Origin of the sequence: Methylobacterium sp. 391_Methyba4, from assembly GCF_029691625.1 — a bacterium.
GTDB classification, from domain to species: domain Bacteria; phylum Pseudomonadota; class Alphaproteobacteria; order Rhizobiales; family Beijerinckiaceae; genus Methylobacterium; species Methylobacterium fujisawaense.
In genome coordinates, this window is record NZ_CP121475.1 from 2,053,681 (window position 1) to 2,071,536 (window position 17,856).

At 72.6% G+C, this 17,856-nt stretch carries 17 protein-coding genes; 9 read left to right on the forward strand and 8 right to left on the reverse strand.

Annotation, left to right across the window (positions count from 1 at the left end):
* The first annotated feature begins 88 nt into the window (after window positions 1-88).
* Window positions 89-418 carry a hypothetical protein gene (locus P9K36_RS09565; protein ID WP_278306932.1) on the forward strand — a complete coding sequence of 110 codons (330 nt, stop codon included), beginning with the start codon at window positions 89-91 and terminating at the stop codon, window positions 416-418.
* Window positions 419-485: 67 nt separating this feature from the next.
* Here the strand turns inward: P9K36_RS09565 and P9K36_RS09570 are convergent, their stop codons facing one another.
* From P9K36_RS09570 to pabB, 5 genes are all read right to left on the reverse strand, one after another.
* Window positions 486-1,025, reverse strand: a complete 540-nt coding sequence (locus tag P9K36_RS09570) for a DUF892 family protein (protein ID WP_043756791.1) — start codon at window positions 1,023-1,025, stop codon at window positions 486-488.
* A 295-nt stretch (window positions 1,026-1,320) separates the two neighbouring features.
* Window positions 1,321-1,827, reverse strand: a complete 507-nt coding sequence (locus P9K36_RS09575; protein ID WP_043379683.1) for a DoxX family protein — start codon at window positions 1,825-1,827, stop codon at window positions 1,321-1,323.
* Window positions 1,824-2,687, reverse strand: coding sequence for an aminotransferase class IV (locus P9K36_RS09580; protein ID WP_278306933.1), 864 nt, complete (start codon window positions 2,685-2,687; stop codon window positions 1,824-1,826). Before P9K36_RS09580 ends, P9K36_RS09575 begins: the two co-directional genes overlap by 4 nt.
* Window positions 2,674-3,279, reverse strand: coding sequence for an aminodeoxychorismate/anthranilate synthase component II (locus tag P9K36_RS09585; RefSeq protein ID WP_043379680.1), 606 nt, complete (start codon window positions 3,277-3,279; stop codon window positions 2,674-2,676). The genes P9K36_RS09580 and P9K36_RS09585 overlap by 14 nt, the downstream gene beginning before the upstream one ends.
* Window positions 3,276-4,664: an aminodeoxychorismate synthase component I gene (gene pabB / locus P9K36_RS09590; protein ID WP_043379677.1), complete on the reverse strand. Its 1,389-nt coding sequence runs from the start codon at window positions 4,662-4,664 to the stop codon at window positions 3,276-3,278. The genes P9K36_RS09585 and pabB overlap by 4 nt, the downstream gene beginning before the upstream one ends.
* A 376-nt stretch (window positions 4,665-5,040) precedes the next feature.
* On the opposite strand from pabB, the gene rimO reads away from it, so the two are divergent.
* The 3 genes from rimO to P9K36_RS09605 all read left to right on the forward strand — a co-directional run bounded on the left by rimO (window position 5,041) and on the right by P9K36_RS09605 (window position 8,096).
* Entirely contained in the window at window positions 5,041-6,402 is a 1,362-nt protein-coding gene (rimO, locus tag P9K36_RS09595; RefSeq protein ID WP_278306934.1) for a 30S ribosomal protein S12 methylthiotransferase RimO, read from the forward strand.
* A 209-nt stretch (window positions 6,403-6,611) separates the two neighbouring features.
* Window positions 6,612-7,694, forward strand: coding sequence for a DNA polymerase IV (gene dinB, locus P9K36_RS09600; RefSeq protein ID WP_043379674.1), 1,083 nt, complete (start codon window positions 6,612-6,614; stop codon window positions 7,692-7,694).
* A 174-nt stretch (window positions 7,695-7,868) separates the two neighbouring features.
* Window positions 7,869-8,096 (forward strand): hypothetical protein, encoded by a 228-nt coding sequence (locus P9K36_RS09605; RefSeq protein ID WP_278306935.1) that lies wholly within the window; start codon window positions 7,869-7,871, stop codon window positions 8,094-8,096.
* Window positions 8,097-8,147: 51 nt separating this feature from the next.
* Here P9K36_RS09605 and P9K36_RS09610 read toward each other — a convergent pair whose 3' ends face one another.
* From P9K36_RS09610 to P9K36_RS09620, 3 genes are all read right to left on the reverse strand, one after another.
* Window positions 8,148-8,348 (reverse strand): hypothetical protein, encoded by a 201-nt coding sequence (locus tag P9K36_RS09610; RefSeq protein WP_043350668.1) that lies wholly within the window; start codon window positions 8,346-8,348, stop codon window positions 8,148-8,150.
* A gap of 112 nt (window positions 8,349-8,460) precedes the next feature.
* On the reverse strand, window positions 8,461-9,087 hold the full coding sequence (gene pncA / locus P9K36_RS09615; RefSeq protein WP_043350665.1) for a bifunctional nicotinamidase/pyrazinamidase: 627 nt from the start codon (window positions 9,085-9,087) through the stop codon (window positions 8,461-8,463).
* A gap of 11 nt (window positions 9,088-9,098) precedes the next feature.
* The gene (locus P9K36_RS09620) at window positions 9,099-10,076 is read right to left on the reverse strand and encodes a quinone oxidoreductase (protein WP_278306936.1); all 978 of its coding nucleotides are present in this window, start codon (window positions 10,074-10,076) and stop codon (window positions 9,099-9,101) included.
* 212 nt (window positions 10,077-10,288) lie between these two features.
* On the opposite strand from P9K36_RS09620, the gene P9K36_RS09625 reads away from it, so the two are divergent.
* The 5 genes from P9K36_RS09625 (at window position 10,289) to P9K36_RS09645 (ending at window position 17,767) form a co-directional block, all read left to right on the forward strand.
* A complete protein-coding gene (locus P9K36_RS09625; RefSeq protein ID WP_043351869.1) occupies window positions 10,289-10,585 on the forward strand; it encodes a succinate dehydrogenase assembly factor 2 in 297 nt (98 codons plus the stop codon).
* A 25-nt stretch (window positions 10,586-10,610) separates the two neighbouring features.
* Window positions 10,611-10,841, forward strand: coding sequence for a hypothetical protein (locus P9K36_RS09630; protein ID WP_043351867.1), 231 nt, complete (start codon window positions 10,611-10,613; stop codon window positions 10,839-10,841).
* A 285-nt stretch (window positions 10,842-11,126) separates the two neighbouring features.
* Window positions 11,127-14,723, forward strand: a complete 3,597-nt coding sequence (mfd, locus tag P9K36_RS09635) for a transcription-repair coupling factor (RefSeq protein ID WP_278306938.1) — start codon at window positions 11,127-11,129, stop codon at window positions 14,721-14,723.
* Between the two features lie 148 nt (window positions 14,724-14,871).
* A complete protein-coding gene (locus tag P9K36_RS09640; RefSeq protein ID WP_278306939.1) occupies window positions 14,872-16,200 on the forward strand; it encodes an MFS transporter in 1,329 nt (442 codons plus the stop codon).
* 190 nt (window positions 16,201-16,390) lie between these two features.
* Complete coding sequence (locus P9K36_RS09645) at window positions 16,391-17,767, forward strand: tlde1 domain-containing protein (protein ID WP_278306940.1); 1,377 nt, start codon at window positions 16,391-16,393, stop codon at window positions 17,765-17,767.
* Window positions 17,768-17,856: the final 89 nt, after the last annotated feature.

Consider the following 17,856-nt stretch of genomic DNA (forward strand, 5'->3'; position numbering starts at 1 on the left):
CCGCGCCGGGGTTACCCGCGGCGATCCTCCGCGGCTCCCCGGCGCGCCGAGGGCTCGACACGGGGCGGTCCGCGGATATGTTCCGCGCATGCGCTTCGCCCTGCCCGTCCTCGCCGCCCTCGCCGTCACCGCCGCCCTGTCCCGGCCCACCGCGGCCGAGACGGTCGTCCAGGAGCGGTTCGGCTGCCACAGCCAGGAGGTCACCGACCGCCTGTTCAAGCTGGTCATGGCGGGCGACGAATCCGGGTTCGGGCAGTTGCTGAAGGGCAGCCTCGCCAGCGGCGAGTGCCGGTCCTTCAAGCCCGGCGAGGAAGTCCGGCTCGAGTCCCGGACGATGAGCTACGGCTGCCTCGCCCTGAAGGACGCGCAGGACCGCTGCTACTGGACGCCGCTCAGCGCCATCGAGAAGGCGAACTGAGCCGGGCCCGGCCGGAGGGCGGCCCCGCTGTCCGGCACCCGCGAGGGGCGCCGGGCCCCGCGGGCGATCAGGCGCCCTTCTTGCCCTTGCCCTTCGCCGGTTCCGCCTCGCCCTCCCCGGCATCGGCCGCCGCGTTGATCGTCCCGGCGATCCGGGAGAGCAGCGCGTCGGTGGTCTTCTCCTCCTGCAGGGTCTCGTCCAGGAGCTTGGCGGCATCCGCGTAGCCGAGCTGCGCGGCCCAGGTCTTCAGGGTGCCGTAGCGGGCGATCTCGTAATGCTCCACCGCCTGGGCGCAGGCGGCCAGAACCGCGTCGGCGGCCGGGCTGCCCGCGAAGTCGTCGAGGTCCTCCTCCATCTCGGAGACGATCCCCTGCATCGCCTCGCAGGTCTTGGCCCGGGCCGGCTTGCCGATGATCTCGAAGACCTGCGTCAGGCGCTCCACCTGCTGGGCGCTCTCCTCCGCATGGGTCTCGAAGGCTTGGCGCAACGCGTCGTGCTCCGCCGCCTTGGCGGACTTCTTGAGCGCCTTCACCGACTGCTTTTCGGCATAGTAGACGTCCTTCAGGGTCTCATAGAAGGCGTCCTGCAGCGTCTTCTGCTTGGCCATGGCGGTCTGTCTCCGTTGAAGGGCCACCGTCGGTGTCGGCGGCCTCCTCGGTGAACCCCGGTCCGGCCGGCTGTATCCGGGCGATATCTTCGGCCTGTGGAGGAACCTTTCGGGGTTTCGAAGGCGCCCCCCACCGCGTCGGGCAGAGACGGGCGGGCCCGGGTCGCGACGCGTCGGCCTGTCGTCCGCCGTTCGGGGCCGGGGGGCGGTCTTCCGGGCCGCCTGGCGGCCGGTCCATCGCCCGGGATCCTGTGATCAGGGCCTGCCGGGATCCGGGGATCCGGGGATCCTGTGATCAGGGATCCCGGATGGGGGCCTGCGCGTCCCGTCCCGGTGGCGTCGGCGGGCGCTGCGGAGCGCGGGCGGTCCGGGGCGCGGCGCCGGCAGATCCGCGGTCCCCGCCGAACGGCCAGTCGATCAGCCCGCCGGCCCAGAGCGCCGCCCAGACGAAGACCGGCTGAAACGCCAGGCGTGGGCCGTGGTACCACCAGGAATCCGGGATGCCGGCGATGGCGACGTGGTCGAAGGCGTGCTTGAGGTTCGCCGGGTAGACGCAGACCGCGTAGAGGGCGAGGCCGAGCGCGGCCGCCCGGCGGAACCGGCCCGTCAGCAGGCCGACGGCGCCGGCGATCTCGCACAGGCCGGTCGCCAGGATGACGAGCCGCGGCTGCGGCACCCAGTCGGGCATCAGCGGCAGCATCGCGTCGGTCGCCACGAGATGCACCACCCCGATGAAGGCGTAGAGGGCCGCGAGCCCGTAGCGGAGCCGGCGGCGGCCCGTCTCGACCGCTTGCCCGGTCACGCGACGGACTCCTCCGTCACCCCGCAGGCGCGGGCCACCGACTCGCGGAGCGCCGCCCTGAGGCGGACAACCGCCGGGTGCCCGAGGCTGGCGAAGGCCGTCTCGCCCACCGCCGTCACGGGGGCGAGGAGCCGCAGGGAATTGGTCAGGAACACGGCCTCGGCGCCCATCAGGTCGGGCAGGCTCAGCGACCGCTCCTCCGCCCGGAGCCCGCATCCGGCGGCGAGCGCCAGGATCTCCGCCCGCACGATCCCGGCGAGGACGCCGTCGGTCAGCGGCGGCGTCACCAGGATCTCTCCGAACAGGCCGAACAGGTTGCCGGTGCCCGCGCAGGCGACGCGTCCCCGGGTGTTGCAGAACAGCGCCTCGTCGAACCCCGCCGCGGCGGCGTCGCGGGCGGCCAGCACCGCGTCGCCGTAGCCCAAGGTCTTCAGCCGGGCGGCCGGGGACGTGTCGTTGCGGGCGATCGAAGTCGGCCACAGGCGCAGGGGCGCGAAGGCCGCGCTGCGGGCGCTCGGCGCCGCGGTGGCGAACAGGGTCGGGCTCGGATCCTCCGGCGGCTTCAGGCCGCGCGGGCCGGAGCCGCGGGTGAGGGTGGTGCGGATCGCGAGCCGCTCCCCGGTCCCGCCCCCCGCGCCGGCCAGCGCCCGCATGGCCTCCCGGATCCGGTCCGGCGCGGCGGGGATCCCCAGCGCGTCCGCGGAGGTCACGAGCCGGGCGATGTGGGCCTCCGCGAAGGCGACCCGGCCGCCCAGCGCCAGCGCCGTGTCGAACAGGCCGTCGCCCAGCGTCAGGCCGCGGTCGGTGAGGTCCAGCGGCGCGGTCGTCCCCGCGACGAGGGCGCCGTCACGCCACAGCATCGCGCTGTCCCTCCCGCCAGGCCCGGGCCAGCCCCAGAAAATTGGCGAACAGGGCATGGCCGCCCTCGGTCAGGACCGATTCCGGGTGAAACTGGATGCCGTAGGTCGGGTGGGTCCGGTGCGACAGGGCCATCACCTCCCCCTCCTGCGAGACCGCGTCGACGGAGAGGTGCTTCTCCATCTCGGGGCCGGGGGTCACCACGAGCGAGTGGTAGCGCCCCACCGGCATCGGCGCCGGCAGCCCGGAAAACAGCCGCTCGCCCGTATGGGCGATCGGCGTCATCTGCCCGTGCAGGGGCCGCTGCGCCCGCGCCACCGTGCCGCCGAAGGCCGCGCCGATCGCCTGGTGGCCGAGGCAGACGCCGAGGATCGGCACCGCCCCCGACAGCTCCCGGATCGCCGGCAGGGAGATGCCGGCCTCCGCCGGGGTGCAGGGGCCGGGCGAGACCACCAGGGCCTCGGGGGCCAGCGCCCGGATGCCGGCGACGTCCAGGGCGTCGTTGCGCACGACCCGGACCTCCTCGCCCAGCTCCTCCAGGTAGCGGACGACGTTGAAGACGAAGGAATCGTAGTTGTCGAGGACGAGGATCATGCGAAGGCCTCGAAGACGCGGGCGGCCTTGGCGAGGGTCTCGTCGTATTCCGGGCCGGGCTCCGACAGCAGGGTCACCCCGCCCCCGGCCTGCAGGACCGCCTGTCGGTCGTCCATGAACACCGTGCGGATCGCGATCGCGGTATCGAGCGCCCCGTCGAAGCCGATCCGGCCGATGGCGCCGCAATAGAGTTCCCGGGCGTCGCCCTCGATCTCGGTGATGATGTCCATGGCGCGGATCTTCGGGGCGCCGGTGATCGAGCCCCCCGGGAAGGTCCCTTCCAGGAGGTCGAGGGCGTCGAGCCCGTCGCGGAGCTCTCCGGTCACCACCGACACCAGATGGTGGACGTTGGCGTAGGTCTCCAGGCCGCAGAGCGTCGGCACGGCGACGCTGCCCGGCGCGCAGACCCGGGACAGATCGTTGCGCAGCAGGTCGACGATCATGACGTTCTCGGCCCGCTCCTTCACGCTGGCCTGGAGCGCCTCGGCCGCCGCCCGGTCGGCCGCCGGGTCGTCCGAGGGGTTATCCGCGCGGCGGGCGGTGCCCTTGATCGGCCGGGTCTCCACGTGACGGCCGTCGAGGCGGATGAACCGCTCGGGCGAGGACGAGGCGACGGTCAGGCCCTCCAACTCCAGATAGGCGCCGAAGGTCGCCGGGTTGGTGGCGCGCAGCCGCCGGTAGAGGGCGAACGGATCGAAGCCGGCCGGGAGATCGGCGGTGAAACGCTGGGCGATGTTGGCTTGGTAGATGTCGCCCGCCCGGATGTAGGCGCGGACCTTTTCGACAGCCTCTTCATAGGTTTGTCGGTCGAAGTTCGAGCGCCATGTGAGCGGCTCCGGCGCTCCGGCGGCGGCCGCGCTCGGGATCTCCGCGCCGCCGAGCCGGTCGGCGAATCGGGCGAGCCGCGCCTCCGCGCGGGCCTGCCGCTGGGCCGGTGCGGTCTCCGGGAACCCCGTGGCGACGAGCCGGCAAGTGCCCGCGGCGTGATCGATCACCAGGGCCGTGTCGTAGAAGTTCAGGGCGATGTCGTCGGTGAGCCCCGCCCGCCGGGCCGGCGGCGCCACCCGTTCCAGCGATGCCCCGAGGTCATAGGCCAGATAGCCGATCGCCCCGCCGGGGAAGGGTTCTTCGGCGTCCGGTTCGATCCGGTACGGCGCGAGGCACGCCCGCAGAGCCGCGAAGGGACCGCCCGGCACCGGATTTCCGTCGAGGGTCGCCCGCCCGTCGCGGTAGCGGAAGCGTGCGAACGGCTCGGCGGCCACGATCGAATGGCGACCCAGGGAGTCGTGCCGCATGGCACTGTCGAGGAAGGCGAGCCCGGGCAGGGCGCGCAGCCGGGCCGCCGCCGCGACGGGATCGATGAAGGGGATCTCTCGGGTCCACATGACCGGGTTCGGGCTGTTGTCCTGGGCGAGGGCGGGGCAGATCCTGTCACGCTGCCGTCGCACAGGCGATGCCGCGGGGGAAGCGGCAGTTGCACGCAGGAACCGCCCCGGGGGGCAGACAGGGCGTGCTTCCGACGCAGACCGCGTCCCCGCGGCTTCATGTGGGATTTCAGGGCAGGCGCGCAAAGTCCTGGTCAAACAGCCAAGTTTCCGGTTCTGCGTCAGCGGCGCGCGCCGGTCCGGTCACCCCTGCGGCGGCCGGTCTCGCGCGGCGGCGCGGGAGCTTGTATAGGAACCGCGATCCCGAATTCCCGTCCTCGCGCTTCGGGCGACCGATCCTCGGTTGCCCGCGCCGGGCCTGTCCGACCCGAATGCCATGACCGCCACGCCTGCTCCCCGCGGCCCCGCTTCCGGAGCCGAATCCAAAATCACGGCCCCCAAGATCTCGTTCGTGTCGCTGGGCTGCCCGAAGGCGCTGGTCGATTCCGAGCGGATCCTCACCCACCTGCGCGCCGAGGGCTACGAGCTGGCCCGCCGGCACGACGGCGCCGACGTGGTGATCGTCAACACCTGCGGCTTCCTCGATTCGGCCAAGGCGGAGTCGCTCTCGGCCATCGGCGAGGCCATGGCGGAGAACGGCCGGGTGATCGTCACCGGCTGCATGGGCGCGCAGCCGGAGGAGATCCGCGAGAAGTATCCGGATCTCCTGGCGGTGACCGGGCCGCAGGCCTACGAGTCGGTGGTGGCCGCCGTCCACGAGGCGGTGCCGCCGGCCCACGACCCGTTCCTCGACCTCGTGCCGCCGCAGGGGATCAAGCTCACCCCGCGCCACTACGCCTACCTGAAGATCTCGGAGGGGTGCAGCAACCGCTGCAGCTTCTGCATCATCCCGTCCCTGCGCGGGAACCTCGTGAGCCGCCCCGCCGCCGACGTGCTGCGCGAGGCCGAGAAGCTGGTGAAGGCCGGCGTGAAGGAGCTGCTCGTCGTCTCGCAGGACACCAGCGCCTACGGCGTCGACATCCGCTACGCCGAGAGCCCGTGGCGCGACCGGCAGGTCCGGGCCAAGTTCTACGACCTGGCCAAGGAGCTCGGCGAGCTCGGGGCCTGGGTGCGGCTCCACTACGTCTACCCCTACCCGCACGTGGACGAGGTCATCCCGCTGATGGCCGAGGGCAAGGTGCTCCCCTACCTCGACATGCCGCTCCAGCACGCGAGCCCCTCGGTGCTCAAGCGCATGCGCCGGCCCGGCAACCAGGAGCGCCAGCTCGACCGGATCCGGAGCTGGCGGCAGACCTGCCCGGACCTCGCGATCCGCTCGACCTTCATCGTCGGCTTCCCCGGCGAGACCGAGGCCGAGTTCGAGGAGCTGCTGGCCTGGCTGCAGGAGGCCAAGCTCGATCGGGTCGGCTGCTTCGAGTACGAGCCGGTGGCGGGCGCCACCGCCAACGCGCTCGGCGACCTCGTGCCGCCGGCGGTGAAGGCCGAGCGCAAGCGCCGGTTCATGGAGACGCAGAACGGCATCGCGCTGCGGCTGCAGCGCGCCAAGGTCGGCAAGCGGCTGCCGATCATCGTCGATGCCGTCGAGGGCGGGGTCGCCCGGGGCCGGTCCAAGGCCGACGCGCCGGAGATCGACGGCACCGTCCACGCCGCCTTCCGGCGCCCGGTGCGGGTCGGCGACATCGTCACCGTGAAGATCGACCGGGCCGAGGCCTACGACCTCTACGGCAGCGTGGCGTAAGGCTGTCCCCGTCATCGCGAGCGCAGCGAAGCGACCCAGCTGGGGCTGCGCTCACCGACGTCGCGTTGTCCTGGGTCGCTTCGCTGCGCTCGCGATGACGGGCGCGGGCCGGACTCCTGTTGAAGCCCTCTCCGACGCGGCTTGACCCCGCCGGCCCACCGCGGTCTTTGGAACAGAGCAGGAACTCACCGCGGATCTCCGAGGCGGCGATGGATCCGGAGGTCGCGCTCCGCAAGATCATCCACATCGACATGGACGCGTTCTACGCCTCCGTGGAGCAGCGCGACGACCCGTCCCTGCGCGGCAAGCCCCTGGCGGTGGGCGGCTCGCGGGAGCGGGGCGTCGTGGCGGCGGCGAGCTACGAGGCGCGCAAGTTCGGCGTGCGCTCGGCCATGCCGTCGGCCACGGCCCGGCGGCTCTGCCCGGACCTGCTGTTCGTGAAGCCGCGCTTCGAGGTCTACCGGGCGGTCTCGGAGGAGATCCGCGCGGTCTTCGCCCGGCACACGCCGCTCATCGAGCCGGTGGCCCTCGACGAGGCCTATCTGGATGTCACCGAGAACCTCCTGGGCCTGCCGACGGCGACGGCCGTGGCGAAGGCGATCCGGGCCGAGATCCTGGAGCGCACCGGGCTCGTGGCCTCGGCCGGGGTCTCGTACAACAAGTTCCTCGCCAAGGTGGCGTCCGACCACAGGAAGCCGAACGCCCTGTTCGTCATCACCCCCGCCATGGGGCCGGACTTCGTGGCCGAACTGCCGATCGGCCGGTTCCACGGCGTCGGTCCGGTCACCGAGGCGAAGATGAAGCGGCTCGGGATCGAGACCGGGGCGGATCTCCGCGCCTGGACGCCGGAGCGCCTGCGCGAGACCTTCGGCTCCGCGGGCGCCTACTACCACGCGGTCGCCCGGGGGATCGACGAGCGGCCGGTCCGCGCCCACCGGGTGCGCAAGTCGATCGGGGCGGAGACCACCTTCTCGGAGGATACGGCGGCCTTCGAGGTCCTGGCCGCCCGGCTGGCGCCGCTGTTCGACAAGGTCTGGGCGGGGGCCGAGGCCAAGGGCATGCGCGCCCGGACCGTGACCCTGAAGCTGAAATTCTCGGATTTCGCCCAGGTCACCCGGGCGAAGTCGCTGTCCGTCCCCGTCGCCGACCGGGCGGCGCTGGAGCGGATCGGCCTCGACCTGCTCGCCGGCCTGTTCCCCCTGCGGCGCAGCGCGCGGCTGATCGGGGTGTCGCTGTCGGGCTTCGCGCAGGACGCGCCCGAGGCGCCGCTCCAGCTCGGGCTGGCGCTCTGACGGGGCGCCCCGTCGCGGGGCCCTGTCGCGGAGCGCCGTCGCGCGGCCCGCGCTGATGCGACGCGGGATCGTCGTGTGGTCGCGCACGCCGGGCCCGCGCGGCCGCCCCCACATGGGATCCATCCGGCGCGGACCGGCATCCCCCGGGACCGCGCGCACCGAAGGGTCCGTCCCATGTCGAAGCCCGCCGTCCTGGCCCTGTCCGCCGCGCTCCTGCTGACCGTCCCGGTGGGCGCCGCCCGCGCCGACGGCACCGCCGCCTTCGGGGCCGCCAACGCGGCGCAGCTCCTGGGCTACACCGCGAGCCCCGCCCAGCTCTACGTCCCGGCGAGCGGCCCATCCGCCGGGTTCGCGACCGGCCCGGCGCCCCAGCGGCCGAAGCCGCCGGCCCGCGGCCGCTGACCGGGATCGCCCGGGCCGGGCCGGCCCGGGCGTGCCGTCACGCCGGCTCGGTCAGGCGTTCTTGCGCGGCCGGTGGTCCGGGTCGACGCCGCCGTCGCGCTTCGTCTCGTTGTCGACGTCGCCCTCGAAGGTGGAATCCGCCTGCAGATCCGCGGGGTCGGCGCCGCTCATCCCCTTCGACGTGCCGATCCCGGGATTGCCCTTGAGGTCGGCGTCCGTCGGCGTGTCGGTCTTCGGGTGCTTGCCTGACATGCTGGCTCCTGACTGGCATCCTGCCCGGATGCCGATGTCGGGCCAACGCGTCGGGGCGGGGGCGGTCTCCCGCGCGGCATGCGGCGGTTCGCCTCCCGCGCCCCGGGGGCGCTCAGCCGATCTGCGCCGCCGCGATCCGGCGGACGCCCGCCGCCTCCATCCGCGCCCAGGCCTGCGCCAGCGACCCGTCCACGTCGATCCCGCGCACCGCATCCTCCACCACGAGGACCTCGAAGCCGGCGTCGCGGGCGTCGAGCGCGCTCCAGGCGACGCAGAAATCGGTGGCGAGGCCGCACACGGCGACGCGGGTGATGCCGCGCTCCCTGAGCGCCCCCGCGAGGCCCGTGCGCGTGGCCCGGTCGGCTTCGAGGAAGGCCGAGTAGCTGTCGACCCGCGGATCCAGCCCCTTGCGCACCACCAGGCTCGCCCGGTCGGTGGCGAGCCCCGGCGCGAAGGCGGCCCCGCGGCTGCCCTGGACGCAGTGCCGGGGCCACAGCACCTGCGGACCGTAGGGCAGCACGATGGTCTCGAACGGCGCCCGACCGGGATGGGTCTCGGCGAAGGAGACGTGATCCGCCGGGTGCCAGTCCTGCATCAGCACCACATGCCGGAAGCGGTGCTGGAGCGCGTTGATCGGCTCGACCACCGCGTCGCCCCCCGGGACGGGGAGCGCCCCGCCCGGCAGGAAATCGACCTGCACGTCGACGACGAGGAGCAGGTCGGCGTTGCCGGGCGTCACGGTCGCGGGCCTCAGGGCAGCATCACGATCGAGCCGGTGGTCTCCCGGCCCGCGAGGTCGCGGTGGACCTGCTGCGCCTCGGCCAGCGGGTAGGTGGCGTTCACCGCGATCTTCACCGCGCCTTCGCGCACCACCTTGAACAGGCGGGCGGCCGCCTCCTCCAGGGTGGCGCGGTCCGACGTGAAGGTCGCCAGCGTCGGGCGGGTCACGTAGAGCGAGCCGCGCGGGGCCAGCAGGCCGAGGTCGAGCCCGGTGATCGCCCCCGAGGCCGAGCCGAAGCTCGCCAGGAGGCCGAGCGGCGCGAGGCTGTCCAGCGAGCCCATCAGGGTCGCCTGCCCGACGCCGTCATAGACCACCGGCACGCCCTTGCCGCCGGTGATCTCGCGCACGCGCTTGGCGACATCCTCCTCGCGGTAGAGGATGACGTGGTCGCAGCCGTTCTGCTTGGCGAGTTCCGCCTTCTCGGGGCTGCCGGCGGTGCCGATCACGGTGGCGCCGAGGTGCTTGGCCCACTGGCAGGCGATCAGGCCGACGCCGCCGGCGGCCGCCTGCCACAGGACCGTGTCGCCGGGCTTCACCGCGTAGGTCCGGTGCAGCAGGTACTCGACGGTCAGGCCCTTGAGCATCATGGCGGCGGCGGTCTTCTCGTCGACCCCCTCGGGGATCGGCACGGCCGCGGAGGCCGGGATCACCGGCTCCTCGGCGTAGCAGCCGTCCGCCACCGAGCCGTAGGCGACCCGGTCGCCGGGCTTGAACTGCGAGACCCCCTCGCCCACCGCCGTGACGGTGCCGGCGCCCTCCTTGCCGGGGGTGTAGGGCATGTGCGGGGACTTGTAGGCGCCGGTGCGGAAGTAGATGTCGATGAAGTTGACGCCGATGGCGGCCTGCTTGACGCGGATCTGCCCGGGGCCGGGCTCGGCCAGGGGCACGTCCTCGAAGCGCATCACCTCGGGGCCGCCGTACTCGTAGACCCGGATCGCCTTCGGCATCGTCCTGCTCCCGCTCGCCGCCCCGTCCGGGGCGTTGCAGCCCGAGATAACGGAGCGCCCGCCGGAGGCAATTCGTTTTTGGGCCCCCGTACGCCGCCCGTGTGCCGGTTGTAACCCGCCCAGGGGCGCCGCCGTTCTGGATCCGCCGGTCCCGGGCGCCTATCTAGCCCTCGTCCCTGCTCCTACCCTTCCTCAGCCGAGGTCCGAGATCCATGTCCGGCACCACCCGCACGAGCGCCGACCTCGATCCGCGCCGCCGCCGCCTCCTCTACCGCGCCTGGCACCGGGGCATCCGCGAGATGGACCTGATCATGGGCCGCTTCGCCGATGCCGAGATCGGCGACCTGTCGGAGGCGGAGCTCGACCAGTTCGAGGCGCTGATCGAGGTGCCGGACCGCGACCTGTTCAAGTGGCTCACCGGCGAGGTCGAGACGCCGTCGAACTACGACACGTCGGTCTGGCGGCGGGTGCGGGCGTTCCACCGGCACGACGCGCCGATCCATTCCTGAGAGCGACCGGTCGAGAGTGCCCGCGATGGACGAACCCAAGCCCAACTACGATCACCCGGCCCGGTCGATCGCCACAGAGCTGGTGGTGCGGATCATGCTGGAGATGATGGAGCGCTCCGATCCGGCGCTCCGCGCCGAGATCCTGCGGCAGGCGACGGTGCGCGCCGGGGCGATGACCGAGCACATGCCCAACGCGGATTTCTTCCGCGGCCGGGTCGAGGCGGCGCTGGCGGAGATCGTCGGGCCGGACGCCTGAGGGGCGTGCGCCGGGGTATCCCCGGCCCCGACGCGGCGCGGGCCGCGGCCTCTTCCATGCGGGAGAGGGGACCCGCGCGCCATCCTGCGCCCGGCTCACCGACGATCGGCCGCCCATCGGCGCAGGGCCGTTCCCTGCCGCGACGGAGCGTCCATATAGGCTCTGTCCCGCCGCCCGGCCGCCGCCCGGCCGCCGCCGCCATGCTTTATCGCGGCGGCCCGATCGGCTAACGCCACCCGACCCCTACCCCTGACGCGCCCGGCGGGATTTCCCGCGAAAGACCCGATGGCCAAGCCTCAGCCGAAGCCCCCCGCCCCCGCCACCAAGCCGCAGGTCGCGCGCTTCGCCCTGCCGAAATCCTCGGCGCTCGCCCGGGCGATCGACGCCCTGAAGCGCGGCGACAGCCCGGTCCTGGCGAACGCCCCGGAGGGCTTCGACGCGCTGGCGCTCGCCGACCTCGCCCGCGCCCTGGCGCCCACCGTCGACGCGCCGGCCGTGCTGGTCCACGTGGCGCGGGATTCCGGACGCTCGGCCTCGTTCCAGGCGGCGCTCGGCTTCGTCGCGCCCGAGATGGACGTGATGAGCCTGCCGGCCTGGGATTGCCAGCCCTACGACCGGGTCTCGCCGACCACGGCCACGGCCGCCGCCCGGATGACGGCGCTCGCCCGCCTCGCCCGCACCCGCTCCGCCGAGGACCGCCCGCGGATCCTCTGCACCACGGTCAACGCCCTGGTGCAGCGGGTTCCGCCCCGCACCCACATCGCCAAGGAGGCGTTCTCGGCGGCGATCGGCAACGTCGTGTCCATGGACGACGTGGTCGCCTGGGTCGAGGCCAACGGCTTCCTGCGCACCGGCACCGTGCGCGACACCGGCGAGTATGCGGTGCGCGGCGGCATCCTCGATCTGTCGCCGCCGGGCTTAGCCGCGCCGATCCGCCTCGACTTCTTCGGCGACACGCTGGAATCGATCCGCGCCTTCGATCCGGAGACGCAGCGCACCACCGGGCAGCTCCGCTCGCTGGACCTGATGCCGATGAGCGAGGTCCAGCTCACCACCGAGACGATCCGGCGCTTCCGCCAGGGCTACATCCAGAGCTTCGGCGCGGCGACCCGGGACGACCGGCTCTACGAGACCGTGAGCGAGGGGCGCCGCTACGCCGGCCTCGAGCACTGGATGCCGCTGTTCTACGACCACCTCGACACGCTGTTCGACTATCTCGGCGGCGTGCCGCTGGTCTTCGACCCGCAGGTCGAGGACGCCGCCGCCGAGCGGATCAGCCTCGTCCAGGATTATTACCAGGCCCGCGAGGGCGCGATGAAGACGCCGCAGGCCGGCGTCGCTCCCTACAAGCCGCTGCCGCCCCGGGCCCTCTACCTGACGCCGAACGAGTTGAAGGAGCGGATCGCCACCGCCACGGTGGCGCGGCTGACGCCCTTCGCGCAGCCCGAATCCACGGAGCGCGCCGTGATCGATTGCGGCGCCAAGGCCGGGCGGAGCTTCGCCCCCGAGCGGGCCGACGAGAATGCCAGCGTGTTCGACGCCGCGGTGGCGCATATCCGCGACCTCCAGGGATCCGGTCATCACGTGATCCTGGGCGCCTGGTCCGACGGATCCCGCGACCGGCTCTGCGGCGTGCTCACCGACCACGGCCTCAAGAAGCCGGTGGCGATCACCCGGCTCACCGACGTCTACGCGCTGAAGCGCGGCACCGACGCGGCGGTCGCCGTCTGGGGCCTGGAGGCGGGCTTCACCGCGGGCGAACTCGCGGTGGTCTCAGAGGGCGACATCCTGGGCGACCGGCTGGTCCGCCAGAAGCGCAAGGCCAAGAGACCCCAGGACGTGATCCTGGAGGTGCAGGCGCTCCAGCCCGGAGACCTCGTGGTCCATGCCGACCACGGCATCGGCCGGTTCGTCGGCCTCAAGACGATCCACGCCGCGGGTGCCCCGCACGATTGCCTGGAGCTGCAATACACCGGCGGCCTGCTGCTCCTGCCGGTGGAGAATATCGAGCTCCTGACCCGCTACGGCTCGGAGGATTCCGAGGTCGCCCTCGACCGGCTCGGTGGCGGCGCGTGGCAGGCCCGCAAGGCCAAGATGAAGCGCCGCATCCTCGAGATGGCGGGCGAATTGATCAAGGTCGCGGCCCAGCGCTTCGTCCGGAAGGCCCCCGCCCTCAAGGCGCCGGAGGGGCTCTACGGGGAATTCGCCGCCCGCTTCCCGTTCGAGGAGACCGAGGATCAGGCCAACGCGATCGACGCGGTGCTGGACGACCTCAATGCCGGCCGGCCGATGGACCGGCTGGTCTGCGGCGATGTCGGCTTCGGCAAGACCGAGGTGGCTTTGCGCGCCGCCTTCGCGGCGGCGATCTCCGGCAAGCAGGTGGCGGTGATCGTCCCCACGACGCTGCTGGCCCGCCAGCACTACCGGACCTTCGCGGAGCGCTTCAAAGGATTGCCGGTCCAGGTGGCGCAGCTCTCCCGCTTCGCCTCCGCCGGGGAGATGAAGCAGACGCGGGCGGGGCTCATCGCCGGCACGGTCGACATCGTGGTCGGCACCCACGCCCTCTTGGCCAAGAACATCGCCTTCAAGGATCTCGGCCTGATCATCGTGGACGAGGAGCAGCATTTCGGCGTCGCCCACAAGGAGCGGCTGAAGGCGCTCCAGGCCGACGTCCACGTGCTGACGCTGTCGGCGACGCCGATCCCGCGCACGCTCCAGCTCGCCATGACGGGGGTGCGCGAGCTCTCGATCATCGCGACGCCGCCGGTGGACCGGCTGGTGGTGCGCACCTTCGTGACACCCTTCGACCCGCTGACCATCCGGGAGGCCCTGCTGCGCGAACGCTACCGCGGCGGCCAGTCCTTCTACGTGGTTCCCAGGATCGAGGATCTGGCCGAGGTCAAGAAATTCCTCGACGCCGAGATGCCCGAGATCAAGGTCGCGGTGGCCCACGGCCAGATGGCGGCGGGCCAGCTCGAGGACGTGATGACGGCCTTCTACGAAGGCAAGTTCGACGTGCTGCTCTCGACCACGATCGTGGAATCGGGCCTCGACATCCCCACCGCCAACACGCTGATCGTCCACCGGGCCGACATGTTCGGGCTGGCCCAGCTCTACCAGCTGCGCGGCCGGGTCGGTCGCTCGAAGGCCCGGGCCTACGCGCTGTTCACGACCCCGGCGAACCGCCAGCTCACCGCCCAGGCCGAGCAGCGCCTCAAGGTGCTCCAGAGCCTCGACACCCTGGGCGCGGGCTTCCAGCTCGCGAGCCACGATCTCGACATCCGCGGCGCCGGCAACCTGCTCGGCGACGCGCAGTCCGGCCACATCAAGGAGGTCGGCTACGAACTCTACCAGCAGATGCTGGAGGACGCGGTGACGGCGCTCAAGGCCGGCATCGAGGACGTGCCCGAGGAGGCGTGGTCGCCGACCATCGCGCTGGGCGCCCCGGTGACCATCCCGGAGACCTATGTGGAGGATCTCGGCGCGCGGCTCGCGCTCTACCGGCGCCTCGCCACCCTCCAGGACGATGCCGAGATGGAGAGCTTCGGCGCCGAACTCATCGACCGGTTCGGGCCGCTGCCGCCGGAGGTGGAGCAGCTCCTCAAGATCGGCACGATCAAGATCCTCTGCCTCAAGGCGAATGTCGAGAAGGTCGAGGCCGGGCCGAAGGGCGTGGTGGTCCATTTCCGCGACCGCTCCTACGCCAACCCGCAGGGGCTCGTCGCCTACGTGGCCGAGCAGGCCTCCTTCGCGAAGGTGCGGCCCGACATGAGCGTCGTGTTCGTGCGCGAGCTGAATACGGTCCCGGCCCGGCTCAAGACCGCCACCGAGGTGCTGCGCAGCCTCGTGAAGATCGCCGAGCGGGGGAAGAAGGCGGCGTAACGATCCGCCCGATAGACTCCCTCATCCTGAGGTGCCCGCGTCAGCGGGCCTCGGCACCTCAGGATGAGGGGGCAGGTGGGAAAGCCGTGTGTGTTGCACCGCCCGCCCATCTCTGCTCTCTCCGTCGCGAATCCCAGGAGACGCGTGGATGGCAAACCCGGCCGCAGCCAGCGCCCCGTCCGATCCGGCAAGATCCGAGAAAAACGCCTTCCTCACCCCCCTGTTCACCGACCGGCGCGTCGCCGCGGTGCTCGGGCTCGGCTTCGCGCAGGGCATCCCGTTCCTGCTCGTCTACGCGACCCAGTCGGCGTGGCTCGTCCAGGCGCAGGTGCCGCTCGCCACGATCGGGCTGATGAGCGAGCTGACCATCGCCTACAAGCTCAAGTTCCTCTGGGCCCCCTTCCTCGACCGCCACGACGCGCCGCTCATCGGCCGCTGGCTCGGGCGGCGCCGGGGCTGGATCGTCGCCACCCAGATCCTGGTGGCCCTGGCGCTGGCCGGCGTCGCCTTCGGCGATCCGGCCCACTGGCTCGCCTGGACGGTGGCGTTCTCCCTGGCGCTCGGCGTGGCCGGCGCCACCCAGGACGTGGTGATCGACGGCTGGCGCATCACCGCCGCGCCCCCGGAGCGGCAGGCGCTGATGTCGTCGTGGTCGGAGATCGGCTACCGGATCGGCAATCTCGCGGCGGGGGCGGGCGCCCTCTACCTGTCCGACGCCTATGGCTGGCGCGCCGCCTACCTGTGCATGGCGGCCCTGATGGCCCCCGGCACGATCGCGGCCCTGCTCGCCCCCGAGCCCCCCGCCCCCGAGACGCCCGCCACCGGCGGATTCGTCGAGACCGTGTGGGCGCCGATCCGCGACCTCCTCGCCCGGCTCGGGCCGCTGGCCGTGCCGGTGCTGGCGCTGGTCGCGGGCTTCCGGATGCCCGGCTACGTCTCGAACGCCATGGCGATTCCCCTGTTCAAGACGCTGGGCTACTCCAACACCGACATCGCCACCGTGACGAAGCTGTTCGGCTTCTGGATCGCGCTCGGCGGCACCTTCCTGGCGAGCGCCATCATCCCGCGGATCGGCATGATGGCGAGCCTGCTGATCGGCACCGTGACGGCCTCGGCCTCGCACCTCGCGCTGGCCTATCTCGCGTGGCACGGCGGCCATGGCGGGGCGGCGTTCTGGACCTTCGCGCTGACGGTCGGGATCGACGGCTTCGCCTACGCCTTCGCGTCGATCGTGCTGATCACCTACATGTCGCGGCTCTCGGCGACCGCGCACGCGGCGAGCCAGTACGCCCTGCTCACCTCGCTCTGCGCCCTGCCGGGCAGCCTGCTCGCCGGGTTCTCGGGCTTCGTGATCGAGCGGACCGGGTTCACGTGGTTCTTCGTCGGCACATCGCTGATCGGCGTGCCGGTGGCCCTGCTCTGCCTGCTGGTCGCGCGCCGCCACGGGCCCATGGACACGCCCGGACAGGCGACCTGAGGCTGTGTCCCAACACGGGAACGCGCGCGGAAACTGTCTCTTTAGCGGGGATTAACCACAGCACGGCTTAATGGGGTGGACGGTTGATGTCCTCCCCAGACGGGCGACCCAGGCCACGTGCGCGGAAACAAGCTTTCGCGGGCGAACGGCGGCGGCTGCCCACGGGGAAGCGCGTACGCGAGTTCCCCGAATGGCCCAGGCTGCGTTGTCCCAAGCCGCGTTCCAGACTGCGTATCCGAGCGCGGCGCCCCTGCGCCGGGCGCCGCCGCGCATCACCTACGTCGAGACCGTCTACGATCCCGTCATCCGCACCCGGGCGCCCTACCCGAGTGCCATGCGGCGCGCGCGCCGCCGCGCCCGGCTGACGGCGCTCATCTCCCTGACGGGCATAACCCTGGCCGGTTGGGCCGTGTTCAGCCACCCGCAGGGGCCGGCCCGGATCGACCAGCAGACCGTCGCCGCGACCGGGGCGATGTCCGGGCTCCCGCCGGTCGCCGCCCCGATCCGGCACGCCGCTCGCAACGCCGCGCCGAATCCGAGCATCGCCTGGATGCTCGATCCGAGCCCGGCGCTGGGCTCCGGTTCCGCGACGGCCTTCGGCGAGGCCCCGCCGACCGCCACCTTCCAGATCGCCCGTGCCGAGCCGTCCCCGGCGGTCCGCGAGATCGCCCGGCAGGTTGCCTGGGCCGAGCAGTCCAAGGCCGCGCAGACGGCCGAGCAGGCCCAGATCCGGATGCCCCAGAGCCGGATCGCCCAGGCCAAGATGGGCGAGACGACCGCGGAGGCGCCGGCCGCCCCGGTCCGGATCGCCGCGGCCGAGCCCACGCCCGCCGCCCTCGTGCCCGCCTCCGTCCTCGTGCCGCTGCCGGTGTCGCGTCCGCCCGAGCTGCGGCGTGCGCCCGCGGTCCCGGCCACGCGGGTGGCGACCCGCGCCCTGCCCCGGACCCGCGACGTGTTCCGCGCCGCGATGGCCGAGGAGCCGTCCTTTTTCGAGAAGCTGTTCGGGGTCGGTGCCGCGGCCCCGTCACAGGACAGCCGCCAGGAGCCCCGTCAGGCGCTGGCCTATGCCAGCCCGGACGCCCTGCCGCAGGAGGCGCCGCGCACCCGGATCAGCCCGGAGCCCGATTCGGTGGCTGGCACGGCCGTCTACGACATCACCGCCCGCACGGTGACGCTGCCCTCCGGCGAGGTGCTGGAGGCCCATTCCGGCCTCGGCGAGGCCATGGACAACCCGCGCTACGTCCACCTGCGCATGCGCGGCTCGACGCCGCCCGGCACCTACACGCTGACCGAGCGCGAGCGGCTGTTCCACGGGGTCCGGGCGATCCGCCTCAACCCGGTGGGCGGCAGCGCCGCGATCCACGGCCGCGACGGTCTGCTGGCCCACACCTACATGCTGCGGCAGCCCGGTGCCTCGAACGGCTGCGTCTCCTTCCGCGACTACAACCGCTTCCTGCAGGCCTTCCTGCGCGGCGAGGTCCGGCGCCTCGTGGTGGTGGCCGGCAGCGAGGCCGGCGGCATCCTCAACCGGATCGGCCTGGCCGGGCGCCGCGGCAGCCGGGGCTGAAGCGCGGCAGGGTTGACGACCGTCTGAGCCGAAAGTTCGAGACCACTTCGGCGCGGCGCGGCTTTACGCGCCCGCCCCAGCTGCCTTAA

Coding starts and splice junctions, on each gene's coding strand:
- P9K36_RS09565 (WP_278306932.1), top strand. CDS start 89: ATGCGCTTCGCCCTGCCCGTCCTCGCCGCCCTCGCCGTCACCGCCGCC.
- P9K36_RS09570 (WP_043756791.1), bottom strand. CDS start 1,025: ATGGCCAAGCAGAAGACGCTGCAGGACGCCTTCTATGAGACCCTGAAG.
- P9K36_RS09580 (WP_278306933.1), bottom strand. CDS start 2,687: ATGCTGTGGCGTGACGGCGCCCTCGTCGCGGGGACGACCGCGCCGCTG.
- P9K36_RS09585 (WP_043379680.1), bottom strand. CDS start 3,279: ATGATCCTCGTCCTCGACAACTACGATTCCTTCGTCTTCAACGTCGTC.
- pabB (WP_043379677.1), bottom strand. CDS start 4,664: ATGTGGACCCGAGAGATCCCCTTCATCGATCCCGTCGCGGCGGCGGCC.
- rimO (WP_278306934.1), top strand. CDS start 5,041: ATGACCGCCACGCCTGCTCCCCGCGGCCCCGCTTCCGGAGCCGAATCC.
- dinB (WP_043379674.1), top strand. CDS start 6,612: ATGGATCCGGAGGTCGCGCTCCGCAAGATCATCCACATCGACATGGAC.
- P9K36_RS09605 (WP_278306935.1), top strand. CDS start 7,869: ATGTCGAAGCCCGCCGTCCTGGCCCTGTCCGCCGCGCTCCTGCTGACC.
- P9K36_RS09610 (WP_043350668.1), bottom strand. CDS start 8,348: ATGTCAGGCAAGCACCCGAAGACCGACACGCCGACGGACGCCGACCTC.
- P9K36_RS09620 (WP_278306936.1), bottom strand. CDS start 10,076: ATGCCGAAGGCGATCCGGGTCTACGAGTACGGCGGCCCCGAGGTGATG.
- P9K36_RS09625 (WP_043351869.1), top strand. CDS start 10,289: ATGTCCGGCACCACCCGCACGAGCGCCGACCTCGATCCGCGCCGCCGC.
- P9K36_RS09630 (WP_043351867.1), top strand. CDS start 10,611: ATGGACGAACCCAAGCCCAACTACGATCACCCGGCCCGGTCGATCGCC.
- mfd (WP_278306938.1), top strand. CDS start 11,127: ATGGCCAAGCCTCAGCCGAAGCCCCCCGCCCCCGCCACCAAGCCGCAG.
- P9K36_RS09640 (WP_278306939.1), top strand. CDS start 14,872: ATGGCAAACCCGGCCGCAGCCAGCGCCCCGTCCGATCCGGCAAGATCC.
- P9K36_RS09645 (WP_278306940.1), top strand. CDS start 16,391: ATGGCCCAGGCTGCGTTGTCCCAAGCCGCGTTCCAGACTGCGTATCCG.